Genomic DNA, 24,893 nt, shown 5'->3' on the forward strand with positions numbered 1-24,893 from the left:
GACGTTACACAAAATTACATACAAACTACATATAATAGAAGAAAGCGAGGATTTTAGAAAATGGGAACTATTATCGGCGAAGGAATTACATTTGATGACGTTCTTCTGGTTCCTCAGTATTCTGAGGTTACCCCAAACCTGATCGATCTGAAGACACATCTGACAAAGAAGATCGTACTGAACATTCCTATGATGAGTGCAGCCATGGATACCGTTACGGAGTCAAAAATGGCGATTGCAATGGCAAGACAGGGTGGTATCGGAATCATTCATAAAAACATGTCCATTGAAGCACAGGCAGATGAGGTCGATAAGGTAAAGCGTTCAGAAAACGGTGTTATCACAGACCCATTTTTCTTATCTCCAGACAATACATTACAGGATGCTGACAACCTGATGGCAAAGTTCCGTATCTCCGGTGTTCCGATCACAGAGAACGGTCGTCTGGTCGGCATCATCACGAACCGTGACTTAAAGTTCGAAACCGATTTCACAAAGAAAATCAGTGAATCAATGACCTCCGAAGGTCTGATCACCGCTCCGGAAGGAATTACCTTAGAAGAAGCCAAAAAGATTCTTGCAAAAGCCAGAAAAGAAAAACTTCCGATTGTTGACAAGGATTTCAACTTAAAAGGTCTGATCACCATCAAAGATATTGAAAAACAGATCAAGTATCCGCTTTCTGCAAAGGATGATCAGGGACGTCTTCTCTGCGGTGCCGGTGTCGGTATCACCGGAAACATGATGGAGCGTGTCGATGCCCTGGTTGCTGCCCATGTCGATGTCATCGTTGTCGATTCCGCACACGGTCATTCCAAAAACATTCTGGAAGCCGTAAAGAAGATCAAGGCAAAATACCCGGATCTGCAGGTTATCGCCGGAAACATTGCAACCGGTGCTGCTGCACAGGCACTGATTGATGCCGGAGCTGATGCAGTTAAAGTTGGTATCGGACCTGGTTCTATCTGTACCACACGTATCGTTGCCGGTATCGGTGTTCCACAGATCTCCGCAATCATGGACTGCTATGAAGTTGCAAAGCAAAGTGGCATCCCTGTCATCGCCGATGGTGGTATCAAATACTCCGGCGATATGACAAAGGCTATCGCAGCCGGTGCAAACGTATGTATGATGGGTTCCATGTTTGCAGGATGTGACGAAGCACCTGGTACATTTGAGCTCTTCCAGGGAAGAAAATACAAAGTATACCGTGGTATGGGTTCCATCGCTGCCATGGAAAACGGAAGCAAAGACCGTTACTTCCAGGAAGGTGCAAAGAAACTTGTTCCGGAAGGCGTAGAAGGCCGTGTTGCTTACAAGGGAACACTTGAAGATACCGTCTTCCAGCTGATCGGTGGTATCCGTTCCGGTATGGGTTACTGCGGATGTCCTACCATTGAGGATCTCAAGGAAAGAGGTAAATTTGTCAAGATTTCCGCTGCTTCCCTGCGTGAGAGCCATCCACACGATATTCATATTACAAAAGAAGCTCCAAACTACAGTACCGATGACAATAAATAAATCATAATAAATATAATTTGAGGTGAATTTTATTGGGCCCCAGTGAGACAGGTCAATTAATTACAGTGATTATCCTGCTGTGTCTGTCGGCGTTTTTTTCGTCGTCAGAGACAGCTCTTACAACCGTAAACCAGATTCGTATGCGTACCCTTGCAGACAATGGCGATAAACGCGCTGCACGGGTATTGCGTGTAACCGGAAATCCGGGAAAAATGTTATCTGCCATTCTGATCGGAAACAACATTGTGAACCTTTCGGCATCTTCCATTTCAACCTCCCTTGCCATCCATCTTTTTGGAAACACGGGTGCGGGAATTGCCACAGGTATTCTTACGTTTTTAATACTGATCTTTGGTGAAGTAACACCAAAAACCATGGCAACCATCAAAGCAGATTCTATGTCTTTGACAGCGGCCGCTCCGATTGGATTTCTGATGAAAATACTTACTCCTGTTATTTTTATCATCAACAAGCTCTCTCTCGGACTGATGTTTCTGCTGCATGTCAATATTAAAGATGCACAGAAAAAGATGACAGAAGAAGAACTCCGCACTATCGTGGACGTAAGTCAGGAAAATGGTGTCATCGAACATGAAGAACGGGATATGATTCATAACCTCTTTGATTTCGGTGATGCAGAAGCCAAGGAGATCATGGTTCCGCGAATCGATATGACCTTTGTTCAGGCAGATGCCACCTATCAGGAAGTACTTGATATCTTCCGTCAGGATATGTTTACACGCCTTCCTGTTTATGAAGACTCGACCGACAATGTAATCGGAATCATCAACATGAAAGACTTCCTGTTACAGAATGATACCCCGGAATTTTCCGTACGAAACCTTCTGCGGGAGCCATATTTTACATATGAGCACAAAAATACTGCAGATCTGTTTCTGGAAATGCGTAAATCCTCCATTTCTCTTGCGATTGTGCTGGACGAATACGGAGTAACCGCAGGACTCATTACTTTAGAAGACCTGTTGGAAGAAATTGTAGGGGAAATCCGCGATGAATATGATGCCGATGAAGAAGACGATATCACCCGGATCAGTGATCGCGAATTCTATGTACTTGGTTCCGCCAATCTCAACGATGTCAGTGAAGCGCTTTCCCTGCACTTTACTTCGGATGATTATGACACCATAGGAGGATATTGTCTGGGTCTTCTCGATCATCTGCCGGAAAAAAACGAAATCATTTTAACAGATAATAATATTCTTCTCCGTATTGACCGGATGGAAAAAAACAGAATCGAACGGATTTATATCCGGCTTCCGGAGCCGCTGGAGGAAACAAGTTCCGAACAAAAGTCTGAAGAATAATCCGTAAATTCTGAGGGCTGCTTTGGCAGCCCTCATTTTTTATGCCAGCAGCTGTCGAAGCCACACACGAAGAGAATCCTCCGTGATCCATTTCGAATCTCCGGCAAGACCTCCCCTTTCTTTTGGAATCAGATTCTGTCCGGCATCCTCAAAATATTTTTTGCTGATAAACCGGCAATGAAACGAAATAATCTTTCCCCTCGGAAAATCTTCATCCAGATCTTTCGGTTTTACCGGATCGGGATCTCCGGAATCCGGTTTCGGATCTTCCCTGTCAGTCCCCGGAGTTTCCGGATCAGGGTCTGTTGGATCAGGTCCTGCCGGATCAGGGTCTGTCGGGTCAGGTCCTGTCGGATCAGGGTCTGTCGGGTCAGGGTCTGTCAGATCATCTGTGTTCTCCGTCTTCCACACTCCATAAAGATCAATTTTCGGACTGTATCTGATTATCCAGCTGTCCTTTACCACTGCCCCACATTTTAAGTCTGCTTTTTTTGCATCCGGCTTCATTGCCCATCCAACCAGTTTTTTTCCTTTCGTTTTCCACCCGATATTTTCCAAAGGCACTTTTCCATAACCATACGTCATTGTCTGCACATCCATTTCCGTATCATCTTTTGAACTGTTCCGGTGAAAGAAAATCTGCAGTTTCTTTTTCTGTCCATAGGCCACACACCGCACATCATTTGTCACATAAAATTCCTGTTTCTCTCTATCCCCGTAACAATCTCCTCTCCATTCTGCAAAATCATATCCTTTCTTTGCTTTTGCCTTTAAACATGCCGTGTATCCATAACAATACTCTCCACCACCGGAAACCGATGCAATCCCTTCTCCTGCAATCGCATCCACCCAGAAAAACAATCCCTGAATTTCTTTGTGGAAATAATTGTGAAAGGAAGTGTATGACTCTCTGCTCCAGCTTTCCGCACCGGAAATTCCCTGATAAGTCGTATATACTTTTCCAGAAACCGGCCCCTGATCATTCATGGTTCCCTGCGCTTTTCCTTTCCTTACCACAATCATACAGGCATCCATCACCATAGACGCTTTGCCTTTATTTAATGCCTGACTTGCCTTTGCATTCAACCGGTCCTTCAGGTCTCCCAGTGTCAGCGCATACAGATTATATTCTGCACCACCTTTTCTGACACGATGCACCGCATACATATAGTTTCCGCCTAGTTTAAAATACATCGTCTGCAGTTTTTTCCCGGAAGAATCCTTTACCGACAACTTCCATCCGATTGTCCGGTAGCGGATATCCGAACTTGCCAGATTTGCTTTGGTTGCATAATAGATCATCCCATCGGTTTCCGAGAACGGGAAAAAGCATACATTATTTCCATACTCCTGATAATAACTGTATGCATTTTCTGATATTCCAGCATAAATTTCCGTCTGTCTGAACGGAAGAAATGTCACCAGCAATGCCACGACCATCCCGAACACCACAATTTTTATCTTTTTTTCCATTAACCGATTGCCACCTCCCAATATTCACATAATAATCTTCCGTTTTCATCCTGCTGTCCCCCGGTATATACCCCGATAAACTGATATATCTTCTCTCTTTTTGCAAGTGTTTTTGTATAATCCGGAAGTTCCTTTTCCGACGGAAATACACACACCGCTTTCTCCTGCATAGTAATTTTCCTGACCGGACAGTCCTTCTTTTGTAAAAAATCTTTTATCAGCCTGTCCAATTCCTTTCCCCCGAGCTTTCCCTTGGTCCACTTACGCATCAGAACATCCATTTCCTTTTTGATATTACGGTCAGTAACGCTTCCATCGCTCTGGTAATACAGCCATTGCGGTGTCAACAGATCCGTATCCTGTCTCTGTTTTCCTGTTATGAGGGCCGGATGTGAAATATCTCCTGCATGCGCTGCAGAAGATACATATTTTCCGTCACACAGCACAGATAATAACAGGGAAAACAGCATTGCGGTCACACATGCTGCAATTGTCAGTGCAAGGATCAACGCATGTTTTCCTTTGGTTGTCAGTCTCCCTTTTCTGCTCATACCTCCTCCTCTTGCGGCCATATTTCTTCCGTCTCTGTTTCCTCTTCGATTACTTCCGTCTCTACCAGTATCGTTTTATCGCATGCTATGGACTTATGAAATCCTCCCGGAAGTACAAAATCCTCTGTTACCCGTACTGAAATAACACCCGAAACCATATCACAGCTTTTTACATCAATGGAAACCCTTGATGCCGTATGTAACTGCTGCCGGATTTCCTGCCGGACAAATGCTTCAACCTCCGTGTCCGACACTCCAGTCGCATAATACCGGTTCAGATGATATTTAAGTACCTGCGAAATACAGTTTTCCATTTCATTTTTTCTTGTGGAAATACTGTAGATACTCAGACAGGAAACGATCGTATAAACTGCGATCATACAGCCTAGTATTCCTAATATTATGTTTTTCATCGACTCCTCCAGTACCCTTCAAACGCTCCCGTGTCTGTTTCACACAGTGCGCGGCTCTTTGGAATTCCCTTTTCCACAACCACGCTGATTTCCGACACCAGCGCAATCAATACCAGTGCCGTCACAACCGCGATTGCCGTGCCTGCGTATTGTCTGATCAGTTCTTTCATCAACAGCCTCCGTTTCCCCAAACCTCGATCATCTGCATAATCAATCCCTGTCTGGACAGCAAAAACTGTCCCAGCGTGCCCAGAAAAACAACTCCTCCCACCGCAGCCAGTACCGCACCGCCGTATTCTTTTACCACTGCTGCCATATCCTATACCCCCGCAATCAATTGCAGAACTTTTCCGAGTCCTGCCACAACCCCTGTACCAATCACAAATAAAATTCCGCCAATTCCATATTCTTCTATGATCTGTTCCATCTTATTTTTCTCCTTTACTTTGCATAGCTTACAAATGTATGCTGTCTGTTAATTCCCAGGAAGGCAACCTGAAACGGAAACTGCATTTCGACTTTTGCCATATCAACCCCATCCATTCCATAAGGTATCTGACTGACCTGCGAAACGGTTGCCACCGTGGAATTTTCATTAAAAAATGTTACTTTCAGCTGATATCCGGCTTCCTCACTCTGCAAAAAACACTGTCGTACCACACCGGTATTAAAATCACTGTTTTCGATCTCATCAACAATTCGTGCCTGCATATCCTGTGCATTCATTACTTCCATATAGGCTGCCAGAATTCCCATTGCTGTCACCGCCATAAAAAGAGTCAGGAATACTCCCATGAATGCCTTTATGATCTGGCTCATTTTGTATCCTCCTCCCTTTTATCCAAGTCCTGCCCCTGACAGAAATGTCATCATAAACACTGCCATATCCACAAGAAGTTTTAATGACGCTGTCAATACCGGTGCAAGAAACAACAGATACATTCCACTGCTCAGATTTTTAAGCCGTCCCTTTTCTGCGACATCCAGCATCTCCAGATTCCGGTCAATCAGTTCCCCGATCTGCCGGTCTGCCCTGCCACTGTTTCCCATGGAAACGGAAAAGAGCATACTCATGGCAGAATGTACTTCCGGTATCTGAAAGCTTTTCAAAAACCGATGGTAGGGAAGCACGGACTCCGGTTCCATTTCCAGCTGGCCAACCAGTATATCCAGATCCCGTCGCAACACCGGCGGAACATGCTCCTGTGATTTCTGCAAAGCAACCTGAACATTTTCACTCTGCAAAAGCAGTACAATATCCATCAGCCATCCCGGAAATGCACACTTGATACTGCGTACCAGCGTTTTTCTGGCAACCGCCCGTCCTACCCGGTGCTGATTTGCCATCAGAGCAACCAGAAGCAGTGCCGCCGCTGTCATCAGCTGATACCCAAAATAATATGCAGCTGCTGCACCTGCCGCCGTCACAACAGCCAGAACCACCGACAAACGTTTCTCTTTCCGCTCATCATACCGGTAATATTCTTCTATTTTCTTTGCATCTGCCTCATCGGTATGTCCATCCAGGGCCAGCCAGTCGATGGCGAGATATTTCTGCGCTCTTGTAAAAATCAGATCATCAAGGATCACAACTACAATCGTAAGCACCTGAGAAATCAAATTTTTACTGATATCAATTTCCATAACCGGCAGATATAAAATCATCCCGCATATCAACAATGACGCAGCAATTGACATTACAATATCCACAAACATTTTCCTGCGTTCCTTCATAGAACCACAAATCCGCTGCTCCCATCTCTTTTTATCCGCCAGAAGCAATTCCACCGGTCTTTCTATTGCTCCTCCGTAAATCTCTACATGTACAATAAAATCATGTACATTTTTTATCCGGCTGCAGGCATATTCCCGTTCGATCATCTGCAGGGAATCCCGCATTACGTCAGTTTCATCAAATGTCATATGCATATGATCAATGGCTTTTTGGAGAACTCCGCGCATCGGACCATCCACCATCGCCGCATCTACATTCACCAGTGCTCTCTCCACTTTTTCTTCTTTGACGAAAGCATACAACAGCATATCCAGGTACTCGGATACCTCCTCAAATTTTCTCTCGTATACGATCTTTTTTTTGTACCATTTCCGGTGTCCGGAAATCCGAAGCAGCAGAAAACCGCCAATGACAACCGTCGTAATCCAGTGAAGTTTTAAGAGCAGATGCAGCGCATACAGAGCCGACAGTACAACCAGATAAATCATGTTTCCACCTCCCTGTCTGCATCCTTTCCAAGCTGCTGGTCCAAAAGGCTGCAAAGCAGCGGGTTGTCAACTCCCTCTCTTTTAAACCGCCGCAACAGCGATTCCGGAAATTCTTTCAGCACCAGTTTTCCATCGGTCACTGCCATAATAATTTTGTTTTTTTGGCCTTCTCTGTCAAAAAAACATACCTGGTCAATATAACGGTACACCTGACCGGCCCCGTTCTTTTTCTTTCGGATCAAAACCCCGACATCCATTGCCTGATAGATATCGTTTTCCAGACGGTCCGCATCCACACGCGTTTCAAGCATATTTAAAATCCGGTCCGGGATATTCCGGACATCGTCCGTATGCAGGGTGGTCATTCCCCGTACTCCCGTTGACCACCCTTCCAAAAGGTATTTCACCTCTTTGGAACGTGCCTCCGAGAGCATGATCCATTTGGGATTTAACCGCAGGCTTGCCTTGATCGCATCCGCATAATCAAACCGGTCATTGACCCGCATCTCAATACAGTCTTTCCCCGGATTCGTTGCGGAATACCGGATCTCCATGGTATCTTCGATTGTGATGACACGCTCATTTCCCGGAACATATTGGGAAAAAAATTTTACACACTCCGTCTTTCCAATTCCCGGCATCCCGCAAAAAATCAGATTCATTTTCGTCAGCACGCAATTAACCAATACTGCAAGAATATCCCTGCTGCAATACTGTTCCTGCAGTGCCTTTTCTGCTGTCAGCCGAATGACCGGCGGTGTTTTCCGGATGCTGATACTGCGCCCGGAACGTGCGATCGACTCATGCAGAACTGTCACCCGCAGCTCACTGGTTTCTGCCTCCAGCTCCGGATTCTGCTTGTTAAACTGCTGACTGACCACATTTGCAATCCGCTGGGTAAACTGTTCTACAAATGCTAAAGTCATATTCTCATCCACATACGCCTGATTCACCCGGTAACGTTCGTTATAGATATTGGTCAGCCAGATCTCCCGCCCATTGTAATCGACATCTGTGATCTCTTCGTTCGCAATATATTTCCACAATGGACCGAAATACTCTTTTCCAAGTTCCATACAGCCTCCTTAGGGTGTCGGCAGACCGGTATTTTTGTTCGCCTGGTCAATAAAATTTTTCACCAGTGTCTGAAACGCACTCCCGATGGGTCCGCTTGTGTCCGTTCCCACAACTGCTGTAATGACAAGGATCACTGCAAGAATCGCTACCACGGTAATTAAAATACCGCCATATTCCTGAAATATTTCTTTCATATTTTCATTTTCCTCCTGTATGAAGGACGTTCTTATGGGAAACCACAGAAGAATATCTGTGGGCACAAAAAATGCGGCGATTGCATCACATGCATTGCCGTACTGAAAAAAGATATTTTTACTATACCGTTTTTTGGGTTTTTGTAAATAGTTCTTTGGTACTAAAAAAGGACTTCCGCACCGGGAAGCCCTTCTTTTTGCTTTTACCTTAGTCATTCACTCTATTTTTCTGCCAGAAATTTTTCTGCTGCAACCATGCGTACCACAACAACAAATACATTTGCTGCCTGCTCAAGTTCGGCAAGCGACGGATACGTCGGTGCAATACGGATGACAGAATCCTTCGGATCTTTTTTGTAAGGGAACGGGGAACCCGCACCAGTCAGTACCACCCCTGCCTCTTTACACTTTGAAACAATCTCCTTTGCGCATCCTTCCGGTGCCTCGAAGGAAATAAAATATCCTCCAAGCGGATGCATCCATGTACCGATTCCGCGGGATGCCAGTTCATCGGAAAAGATCTTCTCAACAAGCTCAAATTTCGGACGAATCAGATCTGCCTGTTTTTCCATATGTGCCTTGATGCCATCAACATTCTTAAAAAACTTCACATGACGCAGCTGGTTAATCTTATCATGGCCAATGGTCTGAATCGTCAGACGCTTCTTGATATCTGCAATGTTTGTCTCTGAGGAAGCGATTGCTGCAATACCGGAGCCCGGGAAGCTGACTTTGCTGGTAGAACAGAATTCAAATACCATATCCGGATTTCCTGCCTTTTTGCACTCCTCTAAAATATCCAGAATCTGTGCCTGGTCCTCTTTGTAGAGATGATGTACCACATAGGCATTATCCCAGAAAATACGGAAATCTGCGGCTGCCGGCTTTAAGGCTGCAAATCTGCGGACCGTCTCATCCGAATAGACCACACCCTGTGGATTGGAATATTTCGGCACACACCAGATTCCTTTTACCGTCTCATCGTTATTCACATATTTTTCTACCAGATCCATATCCGGTCCATTCTCTGTCATTGGGATGTTGATCATCTCGATACCAAATGTCTCTGTGATGGCAAAATGTCTGTCATATCCCGGAACCGGGCAGAGGAATTTTACCTTATCGAGCTTACACCATGGAGTGTTGCCACAAATACCAAACATTTCTGCACGGGCAACCTGATCATACATGATATTCAGGCTGGAGTTACCATATATAATCACATTTTCCGGTTTCGTTCCGATCACATCTGCTATCAGTTTTTTAGCTTCCGGAATACCATCAAGGACACCATAGTTTCGCAGATCGGTGCCGTTTTCACTCTTTAATGCAGTCTTGGAATCAAGCACATCAAGCATTCCCATGCTTAAATCAAGCTGGTCTGCTCCCGGCTTTCCTCTGGACATATCCAGTGCAAGACCCATGCCTTTTATTTTTTCATATTCGGCTTTGAGTGCGGTCAGCTCCTGTGTGAGTTCCTCTTTGCTCATCTCCTGATAGGTTTTCATGGTAAGTTTTCCTCCTTATTATTCCTCTGGATTTTCTTTGATTTTTTTATAATAGGCGCGAATCTGCTGCTCATATCCGTTTTCCGACGGCTCATAAAAAACCTCACCGGTCAGTCCGTCCGGCAGATACTGCTGCTTCACGTAGTGGTTTTTATAATCATGGGCATATTTGTAACCTTTTCCGTGCCCAAGCTTTCCTGCCGATTTGTAGTGGGCATCCTGCAAATGCACCGGTACCGGCGGTGTCTTTGTCTCCTGCACTACACGCATGGCCTTATCAATGGCATTGATCGCGGAATTACTCTTTGGCGCACTTGCCATATAAGTAACTGCCTGTGCCAGTACAATCCGTGCTTCCGGCATTCCGAGCCGCTCCACCGCCTGTGCCGCAGCTACTGCAACCTGCAATGCCTGCGGATCCGCATTCCCGATATCCTCAGATGCCAGAATCATGATTCTTCTGGCAATAAATTTCACATCTTCCCCCGCATAAAGCATCCGTGCCAGATAATACACCGCGGCATCCGGATCTGATCCACGCATGCTCTTGATAAAAGCAGAGATCGTATCATAGTGATTATCTCCCGTCTTATCGTAGTTGATGACCCGCTTCTGAATGCACTCACTGGCCACATCCAGTGTAATGTGAATGATCCCATCCTCACTCCGGTCCGTGGTCAGAATTCCAAGTTCAATGGCGGTCAGCGCTGCACGCGCATCTCCGTTTGCCATGTCAGCTAAAAACTCCAGCGCATCATCATCCATCTGTGCATGGTAAGAACCCATGCCCTTTTCCGTATCATTGACCGCCCGAAGCAGCAATGTACGGATATCCTCCGTGGAAAGTTTCTTTAACTCAAAAATGACGGAGCGCGACAAAAGCGCAGGATTCACTTCGAAATACGGATTTTCCGTTGTGGCTCCGATCAGAATGATCGTGCCGTCCTCGACAAACGGAAGCAAATAGTCCTGCTGTCCCTTGTTGAAACGATGAATCTCATCGATAAACAGGATCGTTTTCTTTCCATACATGCCCTGATTGTTTTTTGCCGCGGCAACCACTTCCTCCATGTCTTTCTTGCCCGCCGAAGTCGCATTGATCTGCATGAACTCTGCACTTGTGGTATTGGCAATCACTTTCGCCAGCGTCGTCTTTCCCGTACCGGGCGGTCCGTAAAAGATGATGGAGCTGAGTTTATCCGCTTTGATCGCACGGTACAGCAGTTTGTCTTTCCCGACGATGTGCTGCTGCCCGACAACCTCATCAAGTGTGGTCGGACGCAGCCGTGAGGCAAGCGGTGACTCATCCTTCATATTCTGTTGTCTCATATACTCAAATAAATCCATTCGTATCCAATCCCCATATGAATATCATTCAAGATCTTTTTGAATAATTTTTGTGTGTATCCTGCATTTTTATTCTTTGCAGGAATTTTTCCACAAACTTCTTTACGCTTTGTTCTTTGCGATATTTCTATGTAATTTCTATTATTCTTTCATTTCCCGCTTATCTCATTTTGAAAGAAAAAGCGTCAGGAAATTCATTTCATCCTTATAAGGATACATGATTTCCTGACGCTTGACAAGTTATTATTGAGATTTTTTTACATAAATATTGCTTTTATTTTTGTACAGATGCTGTAAGTGCACCATCCTTCACGTCAATGAGGATCGTATCTCCCTGCCGTACCTGATCTTCGAGAATCAGTTTTGCAGAGAGGGTCTCTACATGCTTTTGCAGGAACCGCTTCAATGGTCTTGCACCATAAACCGGATCGTAACCATGTTCAACCACAAAGTGTTCCGCTTCCGGTGACAATGCCACCTTGATCTCACGATCAGAAAGACGTTTGTTCAGATCATCCATCAGCAGACGGATGATGCCACCAATATTTTCTTTTGACAGTGGCTTAAACATAATAATCTCATCCAGACGGTTCAAAAATTCCGGTCGGAAATGTCCCTGCAGATCTTCCATGACTTCTTTTTCTGCCTCCGGCGAAATGTTGCCGTCTGCATCAATGCCATCCAGCAGATACTGCGATCCAAGGTTACTGGTCATAATAATGATCGTGTTCTTGAAATCTACGGTACGTCCCTGTGAATCTGTGATCCGCCCGTCATCAAGTACCTGTAACAGTACGTTAAAGACATCCGGATGTGCCTTTTCCACCTCATCAAACAGGACAACAGAATACGGTTTTCTCCGCACGGCTTCTGTCAGCTGGCCGCCTTCATCGTATCCGACATATCCTGGAGGCGCTCCGATCAGACGAGACACGGAGTATTTCTCCATGTATTCACTCATATCAAGACGCACCATGTTGGATTCATCGTCAAACAGACTGGCAGCAAGTGCTTTTGCAAGCTCGGTCTTGCCGACACCGGTTGGTCCCAAAAACAGGAACGAACCAATTGGTTTGGTCGGATCTTTGATTCCGGCTTTGGAACGGATAATCGCCTCGGTCACTTTGGTAACACCATCGTCCTGGCCTACCACACGTTTGTGGAGTTCCTCATCCAGGTGCAGTGTCTTATTCCGCTCGCTTTCGCTTAACTTCGCAACCGGGATTCCCGTCCAGCGGGAAATGATCTTTGCAATCTCTTCATCGGTGACATTTTCGTGTACCAGAGACAGATCACGGTCTTTGAGTTTATCTTCCTCAATTTCCAGTTCTTTCTGTAATCCAGGCAGTTTACTGTACTGCAATTCCGCAGCTTTTTCATAATCTGCGTCACGCTGTGCTGCCTCAATCTCCTTCTTTGTGCTCTCAATCTGCTCTCTGACCTTGCTGACATTGTCAACTGCATCCTTTTCGGTGCTCCACTGCGCTTTTCTGGTATTAAACTCATCACGCAATTCTGCAAGTTCTTTCTGCAGATCTGCCAGACGCTCCTGACTCAGATGATCGGTTTCTTTCTTTAATGCCGTCTCCTCGATCTGCATCTGCATGATCTTCCGGTTCATCTCATCAAGTTCTGCCGGCATGGAATCCAGCTCCGTCTTGATCATCGCACAGGCCTCGTCGACCAGATCGATTGCTTTATCCGGCAGGAACCGGTCTGTAATATAACGGTTGGAAAGAACTGCTGCTGTAACAAGTGCAGAGTCCGTAATCTTAACGCCGTGGAATACTTCGTAGCGCTCCTTTAAGCCACGCAGGATGGAAATGGTATCTTCCACCGTTGGCTCATCTACCATAACCGGCTGGAAACGCCGCTCCAGGGCAGCATCTTTTTCGATATACTCCCGGTATTCGTTTAAGGTTGTGGCACCGACACAGTGCAGCTCCCCTCTGGCAAGCATTGGTTTTAACAACTGTCCGGCATCCATGGCACCATCGGTTTTTCCGGCACCGACGATTGTGTGCAGTTCATCGATAAACAGAATGATCTGTCCATCCGAATTTTTGACATCGTCAAGAACCGCTTTCAAACGTTCCTCAAATTCACCACGATACTTTGCACCGGCAACCAGGGCACCCATATCCAGGGCAAACAGTTTCTTGTCTTTTAAGCCTTCCGGTACATCGCCTTTTACGATACGTTGTGCCAGGCCCTCGACAACGGCAGTCTTACCTACACCGGGTTCACCGATCAGCACCGGGTTATTTTTGGTCTTACGGGAAAGAATCCGAACCACATTCCGGATCTCCTCGTCACGGCCGATCACCGGATCAAGTTTCTGCTGTCTTGCACGCTCCACCATATCATAACCGTACTTTTCCAGTGTATCATATGTTGCTTCCGGATTATCGGAAGTGACACGCTGATTGCCGCGGACGGTAGACAGTGCCTGCAGAAACCGTTCCCTTGTCAGCCCATATTCTTTCATCAGTGCTTTCATCGCTGGATTTGGATATTTGAGCATTGCAAGGAAAATATGCTCGACAGAGACATATTCATCTCCCATTGCCTTTGCCTCATCCTCTGCATGGATCAGCACATTGTTTAAATCTTTTCCGACATAGACATTGCTGTTGCTGCCGGATACTTTGACGCGCGCATCCAGTTTGCTGATCGCATTCTGGGTGAAATGCTGTACGTCAATTTCCATTTTCTCTATCAGTTTCGGGATCAGTCCCTCTTCCTGCTGTAACAGGGCAACTAACAGGTGCTCCTGCTCAATCTCCTGATTTCCATAGTCGTAGGCAAGCTTTTCGCAGTTATTGATCGCTTCTACCGACTTTTGTGTAAATTTCTGTATGTTCATAGCAAGCCCTCCTCTTAACTATCATCATGTAACTGTGCTGTTTTTTGCATCCCAGTTACTATTTTTCTCGATTACGATATTGTTATACACCCGTTTTTAGCACTCGTCAAGTAGGAGTGCTAACAAAAATTCTAAAGTTTTTATAAACATTGGAATATATTGTCGAATTGTCTGAAAATTGTTTTAGACATAAGTTTTTTCGATATGACGAAAGAAGGGGAATATTCTCTTTCTCCAGAAACATCCGTTATTAATTGTAACGGATGTTTTGCCGATATAATAGACAACACAAACGATGATCTATTACAGAAAGGAACTTTTCATGCAGATTTATTTATCACTGATGTCCCAGAAGAATCCCTCATCCGATTCCTCATCTTATGATCTTTCTTCTCCTCAGGGACGCATGCTCTATGTGAGAGAAACAACCAATGCCGCATTTTCTTCCTGGACTTCTCCCCTGCAAAGACAGGACCCTGATACGCAGGAAGAAAAAAAACAGGAAATGCTCTCCCGCATTATGGGAAAATTAAAAAGTGGGAAGAAACTTTCTGCCAAAGAACTGGATTTTCTGCGGCGTACCGATCCAATTCTTTATGCCCACGCCCTGCGCGTCCAACGAATGGCGGAGGCTTTAAAACAGCAGCTCTCCCATGCAAAAAGCAAGCAGGAAGCAAATGATATGATTACATCCGCGATTGCCGGGGTCTCGGACAAAGATCCGGACAAAGAATATCTGCTGGCTGCTTACAATGAGGTTTCCAAAAATTTTCATAAATCACCGGCTTATCAGCGTCTGCCAAACACTCCGGAAGATGCCAAAAAAAGAAAAACGAACAATCCGAATGCTCATTTTTCCGATGATGAGGACACGAATGACGATACGGATGATCTCCTGTCATGGACCCCGCTTCAGGAAATTATTGATGCGGCTCCAACACTAGAATGTCAGGGCTAGGCTTATATAGCTGGAACATTATTATTTCAAGTAGTGTTCCAGCTTTTCATTTACACACAGACGGATTTCCTCTGCAACACGTTCACAGTATGTCTTTTTCATACCCGCCTGCACACCAACTGCTACTAATTCCTTTTTCCCCGGATTTTTGCCATTTCCATCTACAGTGGTTGTGTGCTCACTATAATACGTATTACTGTATGTGAGATCATAGGCAGGACTTAAACGCCACATATCATCCTTTTCATTATAAATGTAGGTAAAGTTTTTAGAATGATCATCACGATTATGTGCGAATACATTAAAACACATACGACGATACATATTTTCCACATCCTCTGTACAATCCCTTGTCAGAATTTTTGTCAACTTCATCAATTCATGATAGTCCAGACTTGGTTGATTAAAATCTAACTCCAATAAGGCAGCCGCAGTTAACATATGTGCCCTTTTTATTTCATTCTTTTCTATTCTTCGATCAAATCTCTTTGTTCCAAAATATCCCGGACATATATCTGATGAAAAAAGCCGTGTTTCACTCATTACAATTCCACAGGCTTTTGCACACAGAGAATAATCGTATTCCATTTTTCCCACATCTTTTTTGTCCACATGTGCCGGAAATTTAATAATCCAGTTTTCTCCATCTATTTCCGTCATAATCTTAGGTCTTGCACCACCACTGGTTCCTCCCAGCCGGTACAATTCATCTAATTTCTCCGAATATTGCGTGCTTAATATTTTCTGGCAATGCACAGATAGTTCGTCCAGATCATCCATCTGTTGTCCCATCCCAATCTCCTTCTGCGGATGATAGGTCAAAGCTCCCATTCCAGATTTTCCCACGATGGCAAGACGATCCAATACCGAATATTGTGCTTCCTTTTTTCCACGTTCTTTCAGCAAACGCTCCAATAAAAGCTGTCCCCATGCATCCGGTAAACTATCTGCAAATACTCCGAACAATCCGTCAAAATAATCTTTTTTGGGCACAAACACTTCATTTTTTAGCGGAAGCGAAAATGGACTGACTGAAAATCCATGCTCCAGCCATTCTTCACTATAAGAAAATGCCACCTTATGATTCGCGGTCAATGCAAGCGTTCCCACAAGCCGGTCATCCATCCGAACCTCAAGACTTTCCCTTTGACTCATTGATTACCTCCTGAATATTTCGATATGGTACCTGTGTAAAAAGGTTCCGCAGTTCATCTGCAAGTTCCAACGCCATAGCAAGTTTTGTCAGTGACAAAAGCGAAATCTGTCCTGTTGTCTCAAATCGTTTAATAGAACCGTAACTTACTCCGCTCATATCCGAAAGTTTCTGTTGCGAAACTTTCCGCCGTCTGCGAATACGGCGCATACGTTCTGCCAGTTTTTTATCCAGTTCTTCTGCTGTTTCCCATACCAGTGCTTCCATATCATGCCCCATCTTGTCAGATAATATTTTATCTATTTCACGCGATTTTACTTATTTTTATATAATATATTATCTAATATTTTAGCATATCTCTTCGGGTACCGCAACGTCTCCCTGACTATTTTTCCTATCATACAGTTTTTCCAAAACTGCTCCAATATCCGCTTCCACGCAAATGGATTTCTTTCGGATTTCCTCCGGCGCACAGGCTTCCTTCTTAATTTATGCAGGCATAAACTGCATCCGGCCAGGTTGCATATGGATATATCGGCTCCAGTACGCCCAATATTCTTCCAATGTTTTATAAGGGAAAAAGCCCCCGGAATACATATCCGAAAATCCATGCACCTGTCGGAAATCGCCAAACCACTTTTCAAAACGTTCCCCGGAATAGGTAAATCCTGCAGAAGTGGATAATCCCGCACCCGCGCCAATGATCACGGCCTCCGCTTTCTGCAGTGCCTGTTTCAGACGCTCTGTTTGTACACTTTTGCAGTTTGATGTTTTTATACTGCAAAATGGTGGATTATTGCCCCTACACTTTGCTCCCATACATGGGCACCACGATACACTTTTCGGCATATTTACTTCCATCGGTTCTCTTATCCATTCCATTTCATCACCTCCTTTACACTTCCTTCGTTTCTTCATATTCCAAAATGTCACCCGGCTGACACTGTAATACTCTACAAATCGCTTCCAATGTAGAAAACCGAATCGCCCTAACCTTTCCAGTTTTTATATTCGACAAATTTACATTCGATATTCCCACTTCTTCTGCAAGTTCTTGCAGGGAAATTTTTCTATCGGCCATCACCCGATCTAACCGTAATACAATTGGCATCTTATATTTCCTTTACTTTATCTATAATATTTCATCAGCCTCTTTCTGCAATTCGTACCCATGTTGAAAAGAAACACCAATGAAATAAATACAGATTCCTACTATAACAGCTGCTCCAATAAAATGATCCGTTCCTTTCCATTCTACCCCTTTTATAATCTGGCATGCTGCTAAACTTAAATATTTCAGGCATTTAATAACCGGATATCCGATTACAAAACATAAGGCTATCCCCCTACATTTTCAAATTGTTTTTTTACTTTATTTTCGTTCTTTCTTTCAAACATTTTTTATTCTCCTTTCTTGTATATCATAATTTCACTTTTTATGTTTATCAATACATTTTTAATGTTTATCGTTAATTTATGACGAAAAATCCCAAGAGCGATGCCAGCATCGATACTCATGCCACAAAAAAGGAGCCACACAGCACTCCTGCTGTGTGGCTCCTTCGATATTTCATTATCCTTCAATCGCAATATATTTGTTTTCTTCTACCGCTTTCTTTGCCTCTTTCTTCGGCACGAACAGCTTTAAGATACCATGCTTAAATTCTGCTTTGACATCCTCCTGCTCAATATCTTCACCGACATAAAAGCTTCTCTGGCAGGCACCGGCATAACGTTCCCTGCGGATGTAGTGACCGCTGTCTTTTTCTTTCTCGTCCTTATCCAGTCCCTTTGCAGCACTGATGGTCAGGTAGCCATCGGAAACAGAAGCCTTAATCTCATCCTTGGTAAATCCCGGAAGATCAATCATCAGCTCATATCCATCCTTCTGCTCTTTGATATCGGTCTTCATAATCCTTCCGGCTTTCTTACCGTATAGCTTCTTTTCGGTATTATTCATTTCTTTATCCATATCATAAAATGGAAACTCATCAAACCAGTCATCAAATAAATTCTCTCCAAAAATACTAGGCATTAACATAAGTCATCTCTCCTTTTCTTTCTGCGTCCACGGTCTGTGGACCTCTCATGCTTGTTTACCTTGTTTCTTTGGAACCGGGATGTTTCAGGAACCTTTCGTTCTCTTTTGGTTCCCTTCCTTTGTTCTTGCCTATGTTATAGCACTGTTTATTAGCACTGTCAATAGGTGAGTGCTAATTTTTTGAGTTTTTTTTTGCACACCTTGATTTTGCTTGGTATGCAGCCATCTTTTCTTTCCAACTGCCAAAGATGGGATTTTACTATAACCGGATTTTTTATTTCGCGCACTCCATAATAACCGCTTCACATCTGCCATATCCAAGCTGTGAACTGTTCAGACACAACGTGTAATTGCTGGCCTTTCCCCACTTCTGCCCGGTATAAAAGTTATAATTTGTCATACGCCTTTTATCTGTATCCTCTATCAGCTTTGCTGCTTCCTGGTCACTGACATTATATAACCGGCTGATACGCTGTATGCATCATCCAGAAGCATTCCCTTGGTCTCAAGCAATTACCTGCAGTGTCTCTCCCGCTCCCTTTTTTAAACATATAATGATTTATAAAGCGTTACTTTTTTTCTCTGCACGGTCAAGATAAATATAAAATCCAACATTTAGCACGATTCCCACCATTGTCGATACTGGTGCCGCAAGACCGATCTTCGTCAGGCTTGCATTCGGCTGGATACTCATCACATAGGCAAATGGAAGACGTACCAGCAATGTCTGGATTAATCCCTGTGTCATTACCCATACCGTCTTGTTATTACCATTGAAATATCCGACCATACTGAACAGAATTGCTGTCACGATTGTTTCCAGTGCGAATCCTTTCAGATATGCATACCCTTTCTGGATAACGGCTACATCCGTTGTGAAGAACCCTGCCAGTATATCGCCTCCAAACATCACCAATAAAAATACTATACATCCCACAACCAGGCCAACACCGATTCCGGTAAACATGGATTTCTTCGCACGCTTTGCCTTGCCTGCTCCGATGTTCTGAGATACAAAGGATGCCATCGACTGCATCAGCGCACTTGGAACCAGCATCGCAAAGTTGACAATCTTACATGCAACACCGTAACCCGAAGAAGCTTCCAGGCCAAGCCGGTTCACAAATGCACAAAGTGCCAGGAAGGACATCTGTGTCAGGAACTCCTGCAGTGCAAGCGGAAGTCCGATCTTTAGGAATTTCTTACACTGACTATTCAACCCGAAATCTTTTCTGGTAATCTTAAATGGAAGTTCCTTTTTGATCAGAATAACAATAGCAAATACTACGCTGAGTGCCTGCGCTGCAACAGTTGCAATCGCCGCACCTGCTGCGTCCATATGAAATCCTGCCACAAGTACTATATCTCCGATCACATTTACAATACATGCAACAAATACAAATAGCAACGGTGATTTACTGTCCCCCAGTCCACGGAAAATTGCTGATAAAAGATTGTATGCAACAATAAAGAAAATACCGCCTCCGCAGATACGCACATATACCGAGGTCAGCTCAACCGCCTCTTTCGGAGCCTGCATCAGGACTGAGATTGGATGTGCAAATCCAACCATAACGATAAATAATCCGACTGCAATCATCGTAAATACAACTGCTGATCCGCCAATGACCGATCCAATCTGCTCTGGTCTCTTTTCACCGAGATATCTCGCAATCAGTACCGTAATACCCATTGCAAACTGTGTCACTACAAAAGTTACAAGATTCAATACCTGACTTCCCGTAGAAACCGCTGAAAGCCCGGATGTAGAACCGAATCTTCCAACTACCAGAAGATCCACTGCACCGTATGCCGCCTGCAGGATCAATGCTCCCAGCACCGGTATCATAAATGCAATCAGTTTTTTAAGTATGCTTCCTTGTGTAAAATCTGCCTTATCGTTCATCGTAATGTTTTCTCCTTTCGCACATGATCTGATAAAATTTCTCTATCGTCCGTATCATACATTCTGCATCTTCGTCCGAGATTTCTTCCATGTAAGGGAGCAGACTTTTAAAATATTGTTCGTCATATTTCTGCGAAAGATTTGTTCCCTTTCTTGTAACAGCTATGTATGTGACACGTCCATCTGCTTCAGAAGCCATTTTCTTAAGGTATCCTTTTTCTTCCATCTCTTTGACAGTTCTTGTAACTCCCGGTCTTGGAAGCTCCATTGCATCACTGATATCCGACACCTTTACCTGTACGCCCTGTCCTTCCAAAGACTGTATCGTATCCAGATATTGAATAAAGGATGAACGAACACCTTCGGGCAACGGTGGGAGCATCTCCCGGGTCCGCTTTGCCTGATAACATGCATCGAACATCCTTTTTATTATTTCACTTGTCATATTCTGTCCTCCTTATATATTATCAGTAAAATCACCACTTATACTTTCTTTTGCATTCATGGCACTTCTAGTAATTATCACAGTTAATTACCTTTGATAATTATATAAAAATTTAGAAATTTGTCAAGCTTTTATTCCATTGTTAACAGCTGATCCGCTGAAAATTTATCATCTTCTTAATATCTTCCGGAATTTTTTCCCAGATTTCCGCAGACACATATTCCATATTTTTCCAAATCTACCCTTCCATTTATCACTTCAACTCCATCCGCTCGAAGAAGTTCTGCCTGTACATCCTCTCCACCAAACGCAAATGCCCCGGCCAGTTCACCTTTCGCATTGACCACTCTGAAGCACGGAATATGTTCCGGATCCGGATTCTTATGCAGTGCATTGCCCACGGCTCTTGCCATTCTGTGGTCTCCCGCCATCTCTGCGATCTTCCCATAAGTTGCCACATGTCCTTTCGGAATACGCTTCACTGCTTCATAGATTCTCTTTGTCGGACTGTCCGTAACCAGATCATACCCAGACAATCTGATCTTTCTCTTTATCCGGCAAAGGCTCTTTTTTCTCTAGCTGTTTCAGAATCACTTCTTCCCGTTCTCTGGCTGCCTTGTCTACTTCCAGAAGATGCTCTCCAATGGTGTCCTGCAGAAGCATCACCTGATAAGTTGAATTTCGATGGTTCTTCAGATAATCTCTGCGAAGAAAACCATACTTGCCAAGTTGCTCCATCTGCTCACCGGATTTATAGGTGAGATTCGGAATCAGATATCCATTTACATTTGTATACGTTATATAAATAGGACATTCGCAATCCGCTTTCGCTACTTGCTCATGAACGCAGTTGCTTCGCTGCCTGCGTTCATTTTATTAGCACTCTCCATTTCTCATCATTTTTTGACCACAAATTTACGACATTTACGACAATTCTGACACTGCTTTACAATACCAGACAAAATGACTGATGCCCCGGAAAGCCTGTAAAACAGGCACTTCCGGGATACACAAGACCGGACAAAAATCGACTTCCATTATCAAGTATCGAGTGCTAATTTTTTGTGAAGATTTTTTGACGTCTTAATTTTAGTCCTGTTTTCCTATTGTGCATATGTTTCTTCCATGCTATATTTTCTTTACACATTTCGAATTTGCAGCTAAATTTATATACCGCTGCATTTCACCGGATATTTCATCCGTTTTTTCCATGTGTACGAAACAATTAAATATTGGAGAGGAATTTCGTGCAGAGCAAAAATTCAGTTATTATTTTATTATTGTTTTTATTTTCAGATATTGAAAGCTGGGGGGCTTCCATGTTACAATCTTGATAGAAGAACAGCCGCTATATCACACGTTTTCCTCTCCGCCACTACAAAGGAGAAGAAAATGTACAAGAGCAAAAAGTTCGAAGACCTTACCATTAGTGATGATTTTATGTTTGGGATTGTTATGCGCGATCCCAAATATTGTAAACCGTTTCTGGAAACTATACTGAATATTAAGATTTCACGCATTGAGTATCCCGAGGATCAGAAAACGATTAATCTGTCTCTGGATGCGAAGAGCATCCGGCTGGATGTGTATGTTGAGGACGATTTTGATACGGTTTACAACATTGAAATGCAGAACGGACACCATAAAAATCTTCCGAAGCGCACCCGCTATTATCAGGGGATGATTGATTTAAACCTGCTCGACAAGGGCATGGATTACACGCAGTTGAAACAAAGTTTTGTGATCTTTGTCTGCACCTTTGATCCGTTCCATATCGGCAGGCATGTGTATACTTTTGAAAACCGCTGCGTGGAAGATCCGAATCTGCCTCTTAACGATGGCACACAGAAAATCATTTTAAATACGAAAGGAATTTTTGATGATGTTCGGCCGGAACTGAAACGGCTGCTTAACTTTATTGATGGCAGACAGCCGGAAGATTCTTTTACACAAGATCTCTCCAAGGCTGTGGAATCTGCCAAGCGCAATGAGAAATGGAGGCATGACTACATGACGCTGCAAATGGCTTATGACGAGAAATACCGCGAGGGGCTGGAAACTGGCATTCAGCAGGGCATTGAACGAGGCATTACAACATCTGCCCGTCGTATGCTTTCCTCCGGTAAATATTCGGATTCTGAAATTTCTGAAATTACCGGACTTTCCGTGGAACAAATTCAGGCTTTAAAGAATTCCGCAAAATAAACTCTTATTATTTTTAATTCAATACTTTATAATTCAAGAATAATCTTGAGGTTATTGTCCTGTACGCTTGCTCCTACATTACCATCAAGAGCCAGAACGAGAGCCTTAACTACCGCAAGCCCTACCCCCGTACTTCCATCGTGTCGTGAGGTATCCCCTGTATAAAAGCGGTCAAACAGCCGGTTACCATCAATTTGCAAGCTGTCACTCACTGGATTTTCCATCATAAACCGGATACCGCCATCCGATTTCTGCATAAGTGTTATTTTTATGTTCCCTGCCGAATACTTCATTGCATTTGTCAGCAGGTTTTGCAAAATCCGCTCTACCATATTCCGGTCTGAATATATGTAGATGGAATAATCTGGCAGTTTTATTTCCGGTATAATATTCTTTTTTTCTAATGCCGGTGCATGTTCCGTTATCAGATCTATGAGCATGTTGGAAAAATTAAACGTTTCTTTACTGGGAACGGTCTGCTGTTCCTCTAAAACAGAAAGGTCATAAAATGCTTCCACCAGTTCCTTCATTTTTTCTGCTTTATGCAGGACAACTGCGATGCGTTTGGCCTGCGCCGGCTCTAAATCTTCTTTTTGTAACAATTGTAAATGACCAAGAATAACCGTTAGCGGCGTACGCAGATCATGTGATATATTTGCAACAGATTCTTTTAAATGTTCTTCATGACGTATGGTTTTCGCTACGGCCTGTCTCTGCCTGATATTATAAAGATTCAGTATAGCTGCCAGGTGTTCTAAATCTTTATCCATCAGGGAAATGTCTATCATCTGTCCGGAATTTCCACGATTCCATTCCTTCACCTGACCGGAAAGATTACGAATTTGTTTTTTCAGCTGTATATGTCGGAATAATAATATCAGGAATCCCACTGCCAGAAGCAATAAAAACCATTTTATTTCAGACATCTTTCCTCCATCTATTTCAAGTCACATTTACGAAATTTTATCCACGAAAGCAATATCAGTATGCCCGACCATATCACCCCTGCCAGAATAGCAGCCGGCTGAAAAAATGTGTTCCTGCTGACAACGACCCGGATCTGATAAACCGGTAAAAACGCTACCGGCAATTGCAGCATCATTCCATATCCGAGATAAAGACTAAGTGCAAAAATAATAATTGCCGTAACAGAAGTTGCTCTCACAACATCTTGCAAATAACAGCAAATTAAGATTGCAATCAGAAAGATCCCGCTATTTAACAGAAGCGAATAAACGATTGCTTTTGTTACATTATAAAAAAACACCCCACCATCTTCCATACCAAACTTTCCAAATTCTCTGATACATCCCGCAACCGGATACACAAGCGCCATGATATGAAAAGCGATCAGATAGGATATGATTTTACCCAGAAAAATTTTGCTTCTGGAATGTCCGGCACTGACTTCGAGCGTTATGGTTCTCCCGGAAAATTCCTGTCCGAAACTCAAAGCAAGAAGCCCCGAAATAATGATAAGGAGAAACGTAGAATCATACACCATTCCGTTAAAAATATCTGCAAGGGAAGATGCCTTTCCTCCTGCCGGTCCCATAACTTCCGGCACATAGGTATCGGCAGTAAAAAAGCCCAGAACAAATATTCCAATCATCCCACACCAGTAAACGAAATTATGCAAAAACTGGTATTTCTCCATCTTTAATAATTTTTCCATCCTAAACACCTC

The 24,893-nt window shown here is 43.7% G+C and carries 25 protein-coding genes and 3 pseudogenes; 4 read left to right on the forward strand and 24 right to left on the reverse strand.

The genetic code is table 11. The features are described 5' to 3' along the window. Window positions 1-60 precede the first annotated feature (60 nt). Both guaB and M72_RS01425 read left to right on the forward strand, forming a co-directional pair. The gene (gene guaB, locus M72_RS01420; RefSeq protein WP_022045684.1) at window positions 61-1,521 is read left to right on the forward strand and encodes an IMP dehydrogenase; all 1,461 of its coding nucleotides are present in this window, start codon (window positions 61-63) and stop codon (window positions 1,519-1,521) included. 32 nt (window positions 1,522-1,553) lie between these two features. Further along, window positions 1,554-2,846 (forward strand): HlyC/CorC family transporter, encoded by a 1,293-nt coding sequence (locus M72_RS01425; RefSeq protein WP_055066902.1) that lies wholly within the window; start codon window positions 1,554-1,556, stop codon window positions 2,844-2,846. 39 nt (window positions 2,847-2,885) lie between these two features. Here the strand turns inward: M72_RS01425 and M72_RS01430 are convergent, their stop codons facing one another. The 12 genes from M72_RS01430 to clpB all read right to left on the reverse strand — a co-directional run bounded on the left by M72_RS01430 (window position 2,886) and on the right by clpB (window position 14,498). After that, window positions 2,886-4,319 carry an InlB B-repeat-containing protein gene (locus M72_RS01430; protein ID WP_055066903.1) on the reverse strand — a complete coding sequence of 478 codons (1,434 nt, stop codon included), beginning with the start codon at window positions 4,317-4,319 and terminating at the stop codon, window positions 2,886-2,888. Next, complete coding sequence (locus tag M72_RS01435) at window positions 4,319-4,870, reverse strand: hypothetical protein (RefSeq protein ID WP_055066904.1); 552 nt, start codon at window positions 4,868-4,870, stop codon at window positions 4,319-4,321. The genes M72_RS01430 and M72_RS01435 overlap by 1 nt, the downstream gene beginning before the upstream one ends. Beyond that, window positions 4,867-5,283 carry a hypothetical protein gene (locus tag M72_RS01440; protein WP_055066905.1) on the reverse strand — a complete coding sequence of 139 codons (417 nt, stop codon included), beginning with the start codon at window positions 5,281-5,283 and terminating at the stop codon, window positions 4,867-4,869. The genes M72_RS01435 and M72_RS01440 overlap by 4 nt, the downstream gene beginning before the upstream one ends. Then, on the reverse strand, window positions 5,280-5,453 hold the full coding sequence (locus M72_RS17010) for a hypothetical protein (RefSeq protein WP_176694754.1): 174 nt from the start codon (window positions 5,451-5,453) through the stop codon (window positions 5,280-5,282). The genes M72_RS01440 and M72_RS17010 overlap by 4 nt, the downstream gene beginning before the upstream one ends. Then, the gene (locus tag M72_RS17015) at window positions 5,453-5,599 is read right to left on the reverse strand and encodes a hypothetical protein (protein WP_176694755.1); all 147 of its coding nucleotides are present in this window, start codon (window positions 5,597-5,599) and stop codon (window positions 5,453-5,455) included. Before M72_RS17015 ends, M72_RS17010 begins: the two co-directional genes overlap by 1 nt. 125 nt (window positions 5,600-5,724) lie before the next feature. Continuing rightward, entirely contained in the window at window positions 5,725-6,102 is a 378-nt protein-coding gene (locus M72_RS01445; protein ID WP_055066906.1) for a hypothetical protein, read from the reverse strand. A gap of 18 nt (window positions 6,103-6,120) precedes the next feature. Then, window positions 6,121-7,506: a hypothetical protein gene (locus tag M72_RS01450; RefSeq protein ID WP_055066907.1), complete on the reverse strand. Its 1,386-nt coding sequence runs from the start codon at window positions 7,504-7,506 to the stop codon at window positions 6,121-6,123. Beyond that, window positions 7,503-8,582, reverse strand: a complete 1,080-nt coding sequence (locus M72_RS01455; RefSeq protein ID WP_022045694.1) for an ATPase, T2SS/T4P/T4SS family — start codon at window positions 8,580-8,582, stop codon at window positions 7,503-7,505. Before M72_RS01455 ends, M72_RS01450 begins: the two co-directional genes overlap by 4 nt. 9 nt (window positions 8,583-8,591) lie before the next feature. Further along, window positions 8,592-8,777, reverse strand: coding sequence for a hypothetical protein (locus M72_RS01460; protein WP_055067122.1), 186 nt, complete (start codon window positions 8,775-8,777; stop codon window positions 8,592-8,594). A 221-nt stretch (window positions 8,778-8,998) separates the two neighbouring features. After that, the gene (locus tag M72_RS01465; protein WP_055066908.1) at window positions 8,999-10,285 is read right to left on the reverse strand and encodes an aspartate aminotransferase type Ic; all 1,287 of its coding nucleotides are present in this window, start codon (window positions 10,283-10,285) and stop codon (window positions 8,999-9,001) included. An 18-nt stretch (window positions 10,286-10,303) separates the two neighbouring features. Continuing rightward, window positions 10,304-11,632: a replication-associated recombination protein A gene (locus tag M72_RS01470; protein WP_022045697.1), complete on the reverse strand. Its 1,329-nt coding sequence runs from the start codon at window positions 11,630-11,632 to the stop codon at window positions 10,304-10,306. 274 nt (window positions 11,633-11,906) lie between these two features. Continuing rightward, window positions 11,907-14,498, reverse strand: a complete 2,592-nt coding sequence (gene clpB / locus M72_RS01475) for an ATP-dependent chaperone ClpB (RefSeq protein ID WP_022045698.1) — start codon at window positions 14,496-14,498, stop codon at window positions 11,907-11,909. A 322-nt stretch (window positions 14,499-14,820) separates the two neighbouring features. Between clpB and M72_RS01480 the strand changes: the two genes are divergently transcribed. Further along, entirely contained in the window at window positions 14,821-15,456 is a 636-nt protein-coding gene (locus tag M72_RS01480; protein ID WP_055263390.1) for a hypothetical protein, read from the forward strand. A gap of 21 nt (window positions 15,457-15,477) precedes the next feature. On the opposite strand, the gene M72_RS01485 is transcribed toward M72_RS01480, so the two are convergent. The 10 genes and pseudogenes from M72_RS01485 to M72_RS01525 form a co-directional block, all read right to left on the reverse strand. Continuing rightward, window positions 15,478-16,611, reverse strand: coding sequence for a type II toxin-antitoxin system HipA family toxin (locus tag M72_RS01485; RefSeq protein WP_055066910.1), 1,134 nt, complete (start codon window positions 16,609-16,611; stop codon window positions 15,478-15,480). Then, window positions 16,589-16,876: a helix-turn-helix domain-containing protein gene (locus tag M72_RS01490; RefSeq protein ID WP_055066911.1), complete on the reverse strand. Its 288-nt coding sequence runs from the start codon at window positions 16,874-16,876 to the stop codon at window positions 16,589-16,591. Before M72_RS01490 ends, M72_RS01485 begins: the two co-directional genes overlap by 23 nt. A 222-nt stretch (window positions 16,877-17,098) precedes the next feature. Beyond that, complete coding sequence (locus tag M72_RS17290) at window positions 17,099-17,491, reverse strand: SIR2 family NAD-dependent protein deacylase (RefSeq protein ID WP_055066912.1); 393 nt, start codon at window positions 17,489-17,491, stop codon at window positions 17,099-17,101. 13 nt (window positions 17,492-17,504) lie between these two features. Continuing rightward, on the reverse strand, window positions 17,505-17,720 hold the full coding sequence (locus M72_RS01500) for a helix-turn-helix domain-containing protein (RefSeq protein ID WP_022046901.1): 216 nt from the start codon (window positions 17,718-17,720) through the stop codon (window positions 17,505-17,507). A gap of 462 nt (window positions 17,721-18,182) precedes the next feature. Beyond that, a complete protein-coding gene (locus M72_RS01505; RefSeq protein ID WP_022046902.1) occupies window positions 18,183-18,650 on the reverse strand; it encodes an Hsp20/alpha crystallin family protein in 468 nt (155 codons plus the stop codon). A 274-nt stretch (window positions 18,651-18,924) separates the two neighbouring features. Then, a pseudogene (locus tag M72_RS16190) lies at window positions 18,925-19,128 on the reverse strand (cytidylate kinase-like family protein); the annotation flags it as partial. Window positions 19,129-19,209: 81 nt separating this feature from the next. Then, window positions 19,210-20,556 carry an MATE family efflux transporter gene (locus M72_RS01510; RefSeq protein ID WP_055066913.1) on the reverse strand — a complete coding sequence of 449 codons (1,347 nt, stop codon included), beginning with the start codon at window positions 20,554-20,556 and terminating at the stop codon, window positions 19,210-19,212. Continuing rightward, window positions 20,546-21,001, reverse strand: coding sequence for a MarR family winged helix-turn-helix transcriptional regulator (locus M72_RS01515; RefSeq protein WP_022046904.1), 456 nt, complete (start codon window positions 20,999-21,001; stop codon window positions 20,546-20,548). Before M72_RS01515 ends, M72_RS01510 begins: the two co-directional genes overlap by 11 nt. A gap of 176 nt (window positions 21,002-21,177) precedes the next feature. Continuing rightward, window positions 21,178-21,528 (reverse strand): annotated as a pseudogene (locus M72_RS01520) (MGMT family protein); the annotation flags it as partial. After that, window positions 21,527-21,808: pseudogene (locus M72_RS01525) on the reverse strand (TnpV protein); the annotation flags it as partial. The pseudogenes M72_RS01520 and M72_RS01525, both read right to left, overlap by 2 nt. A 585-nt stretch (window positions 21,809-22,393) precedes the next feature. On the opposite strand from M72_RS01525, the gene M72_RS01530 reads away from it, so the two are divergent. Continuing rightward, complete coding sequence (locus M72_RS01530; RefSeq protein ID WP_055066914.1) at window positions 22,394-23,206, forward strand: Rpn family recombination-promoting nuclease/putative transposase; 813 nt, start codon at window positions 22,394-22,396, stop codon at window positions 23,204-23,206. Between the two features lie 26 nt (window positions 23,207-23,232). Here M72_RS01530 and M72_RS01535 read toward each other — a convergent pair whose 3' ends face one another. Beyond that, on the reverse strand, window positions 23,233-24,132 hold the full coding sequence (locus M72_RS01535) for a sensor histidine kinase (RefSeq protein ID WP_055066915.1): 900 nt from the start codon (window positions 24,130-24,132) through the stop codon (window positions 23,233-23,235). Between the two features lie 11 nt (window positions 24,133-24,143). Next, on the reverse strand, window positions 24,144-24,881 hold the full coding sequence (locus tag M72_RS01540) for an ABC transporter permease (RefSeq protein ID WP_055066916.1): 738 nt from the start codon (window positions 24,879-24,881) through the stop codon (window positions 24,144-24,146). Window positions 24,882-24,893: the final 12 nt, after the last annotated feature.

This window comes from Roseburia faecis, from assembly GCF_001406815.1.
Taxonomy (GTDB): domain Bacteria; phylum Bacillota; class Clostridia; order Lachnospirales; family Lachnospiraceae; genus Roseburia; species Roseburia faecis.

Excerpts from the sequence above, each read along its gene's own strand:
- guaB (WP_022045684.1), top strand. The coding sequence starts at position 61 with ATGGGAACTATTATCGGCGAAGGAATTACATTTGATGACGTTCTTCTG.
- M72_RS01430 (WP_055066903.1), bottom strand. The coding sequence starts at position 4,319 with ATGGAAAAAAAGATAAAAATTGTGGTGTTCGGGATGGTCGTGGCATTG.
- M72_RS01435 (WP_055066904.1), bottom strand. The coding sequence starts at position 4,870 with ATGAGCAGAAAAGGGAGACTGACAACCAAAGGAAAACATGCGTTGATC.
- M72_RS01440 (WP_055066905.1), bottom strand. The coding sequence starts at position 5,283 with ATGAAAAACATAATATTAGGAATACTAGGCTGTATGATCGCAGTTTAT.
- M72_RS17010 (WP_176694754.1), bottom strand. The coding sequence starts at position 5,453 with ATGAAAGAACTGATCAGACAATACGCAGGCACGGCAATCGCGGTTGTG.
- M72_RS17015 (WP_176694755.1), bottom strand. The coding sequence starts at position 5,599 with ATGGCAGCAGTGGTAAAAGAATACGGCGGTGCGGTACTGGCTGCGGTG.
- M72_RS01445 (WP_055066906.1), bottom strand. The coding sequence starts at position 6,102 with ATGAGCCAGATCATAAAGGCATTCATGGGAGTATTCCTGACTCTTTTT.
- M72_RS01450 (WP_055066907.1), bottom strand. The coding sequence starts at position 7,506 with ATGATTTATCTGGTTGTACTGTCGGCTCTGTATGCGCTGCATCTGCTC.
- M72_RS01455 (WP_022045694.1), bottom strand. The coding sequence starts at position 8,582 with ATGGAACTTGGAAAAGAGTATTTCGGTCCATTGTGGAAATATATTGCG.
- M72_RS01460 (WP_055067122.1), bottom strand. The coding sequence starts at position 8,777 with ATGAAAGAAATATTTCAGGAATATGGCGGTATTTTAATTACCGTGGTA.
- M72_RS01465 (WP_055066908.1), bottom strand. The coding sequence starts at position 10,285 with ATGAAAACCTATCAGGAGATGAGCAAAGAGGAACTCACACAGGAGCTG.
- M72_RS01470 (WP_022045697.1), bottom strand. The coding sequence starts at position 11,632 with ATGGATTTATTTGAGTATATGAGACAACAGAATATGAAGGATGAGTCA.
- clpB (WP_022045698.1), bottom strand. The coding sequence starts at position 14,498 with ATGAACATACAGAAATTTACACAAAAGTCGGTAGAAGCGATCAATAAC.
- M72_RS01480 (WP_055263390.1), top strand. The coding sequence starts at position 14,821 with ATGCAGATTTATTTATCACTGATGTCCCAGAAGAATCCCTCATCCGAT.
- M72_RS01485 (WP_055066910.1), bottom strand. The coding sequence starts at position 16,611 with ATGAGTCAAAGGGAAAGTCTTGAGGTTCGGATGGATGACCGGCTTGTG.
- M72_RS01490 (WP_055066911.1), bottom strand. The coding sequence starts at position 16,876 with ATGGAAGCACTGGTATGGGAAACAGCAGAAGAACTGGATAAAAAACTG.
- M72_RS17290 (WP_055066912.1), bottom strand. The coding sequence starts at position 17,491 with ATGGAATGGATAAGAGAACCGATGGAAGTAAATATGCCGAAAAGTGTA.
- M72_RS01500 (WP_022046901.1), bottom strand. The coding sequence starts at position 17,720 with ATGCCAATTGTATTACGGTTAGATCGGGTGATGGCCGATAGAAAAATT.
- M72_RS01505 (WP_022046902.1), bottom strand. The coding sequence starts at position 18,650 with ATGTTAATGCCTAGTATTTTTGGAGAGAATTTATTTGATGACTGGTTT.
- M72_RS01510 (WP_055066913.1), bottom strand. The coding sequence starts at position 20,556 with ATGAACGATAAGGCAGATTTTACACAAGGAAGCATACTTAAAAAACTG.
- M72_RS01515 (WP_022046904.1), bottom strand. The coding sequence starts at position 21,001 with ATGACAAGTGAAATAATAAAAAGGATGTTCGATGCATGTTATCAGGCA.
- M72_RS01530 (WP_055066914.1), top strand. The coding sequence starts at position 22,394 with ATGTACAAGAGCAAAAAGTTCGAAGACCTTACCATTAGTGATGATTTT.
- M72_RS01535 (WP_055066915.1), bottom strand. The coding sequence starts at position 24,132 with ATGTCTGAAATAAAATGGTTTTTATTGCTTCTGGCAGTGGGATTCCTG.
- M72_RS01540 (WP_055066916.1), bottom strand. The coding sequence starts at position 24,881 with ATGGAAAAATTATTAAAGATGGAGAAATACCAGTTTTTGCATAATTTC.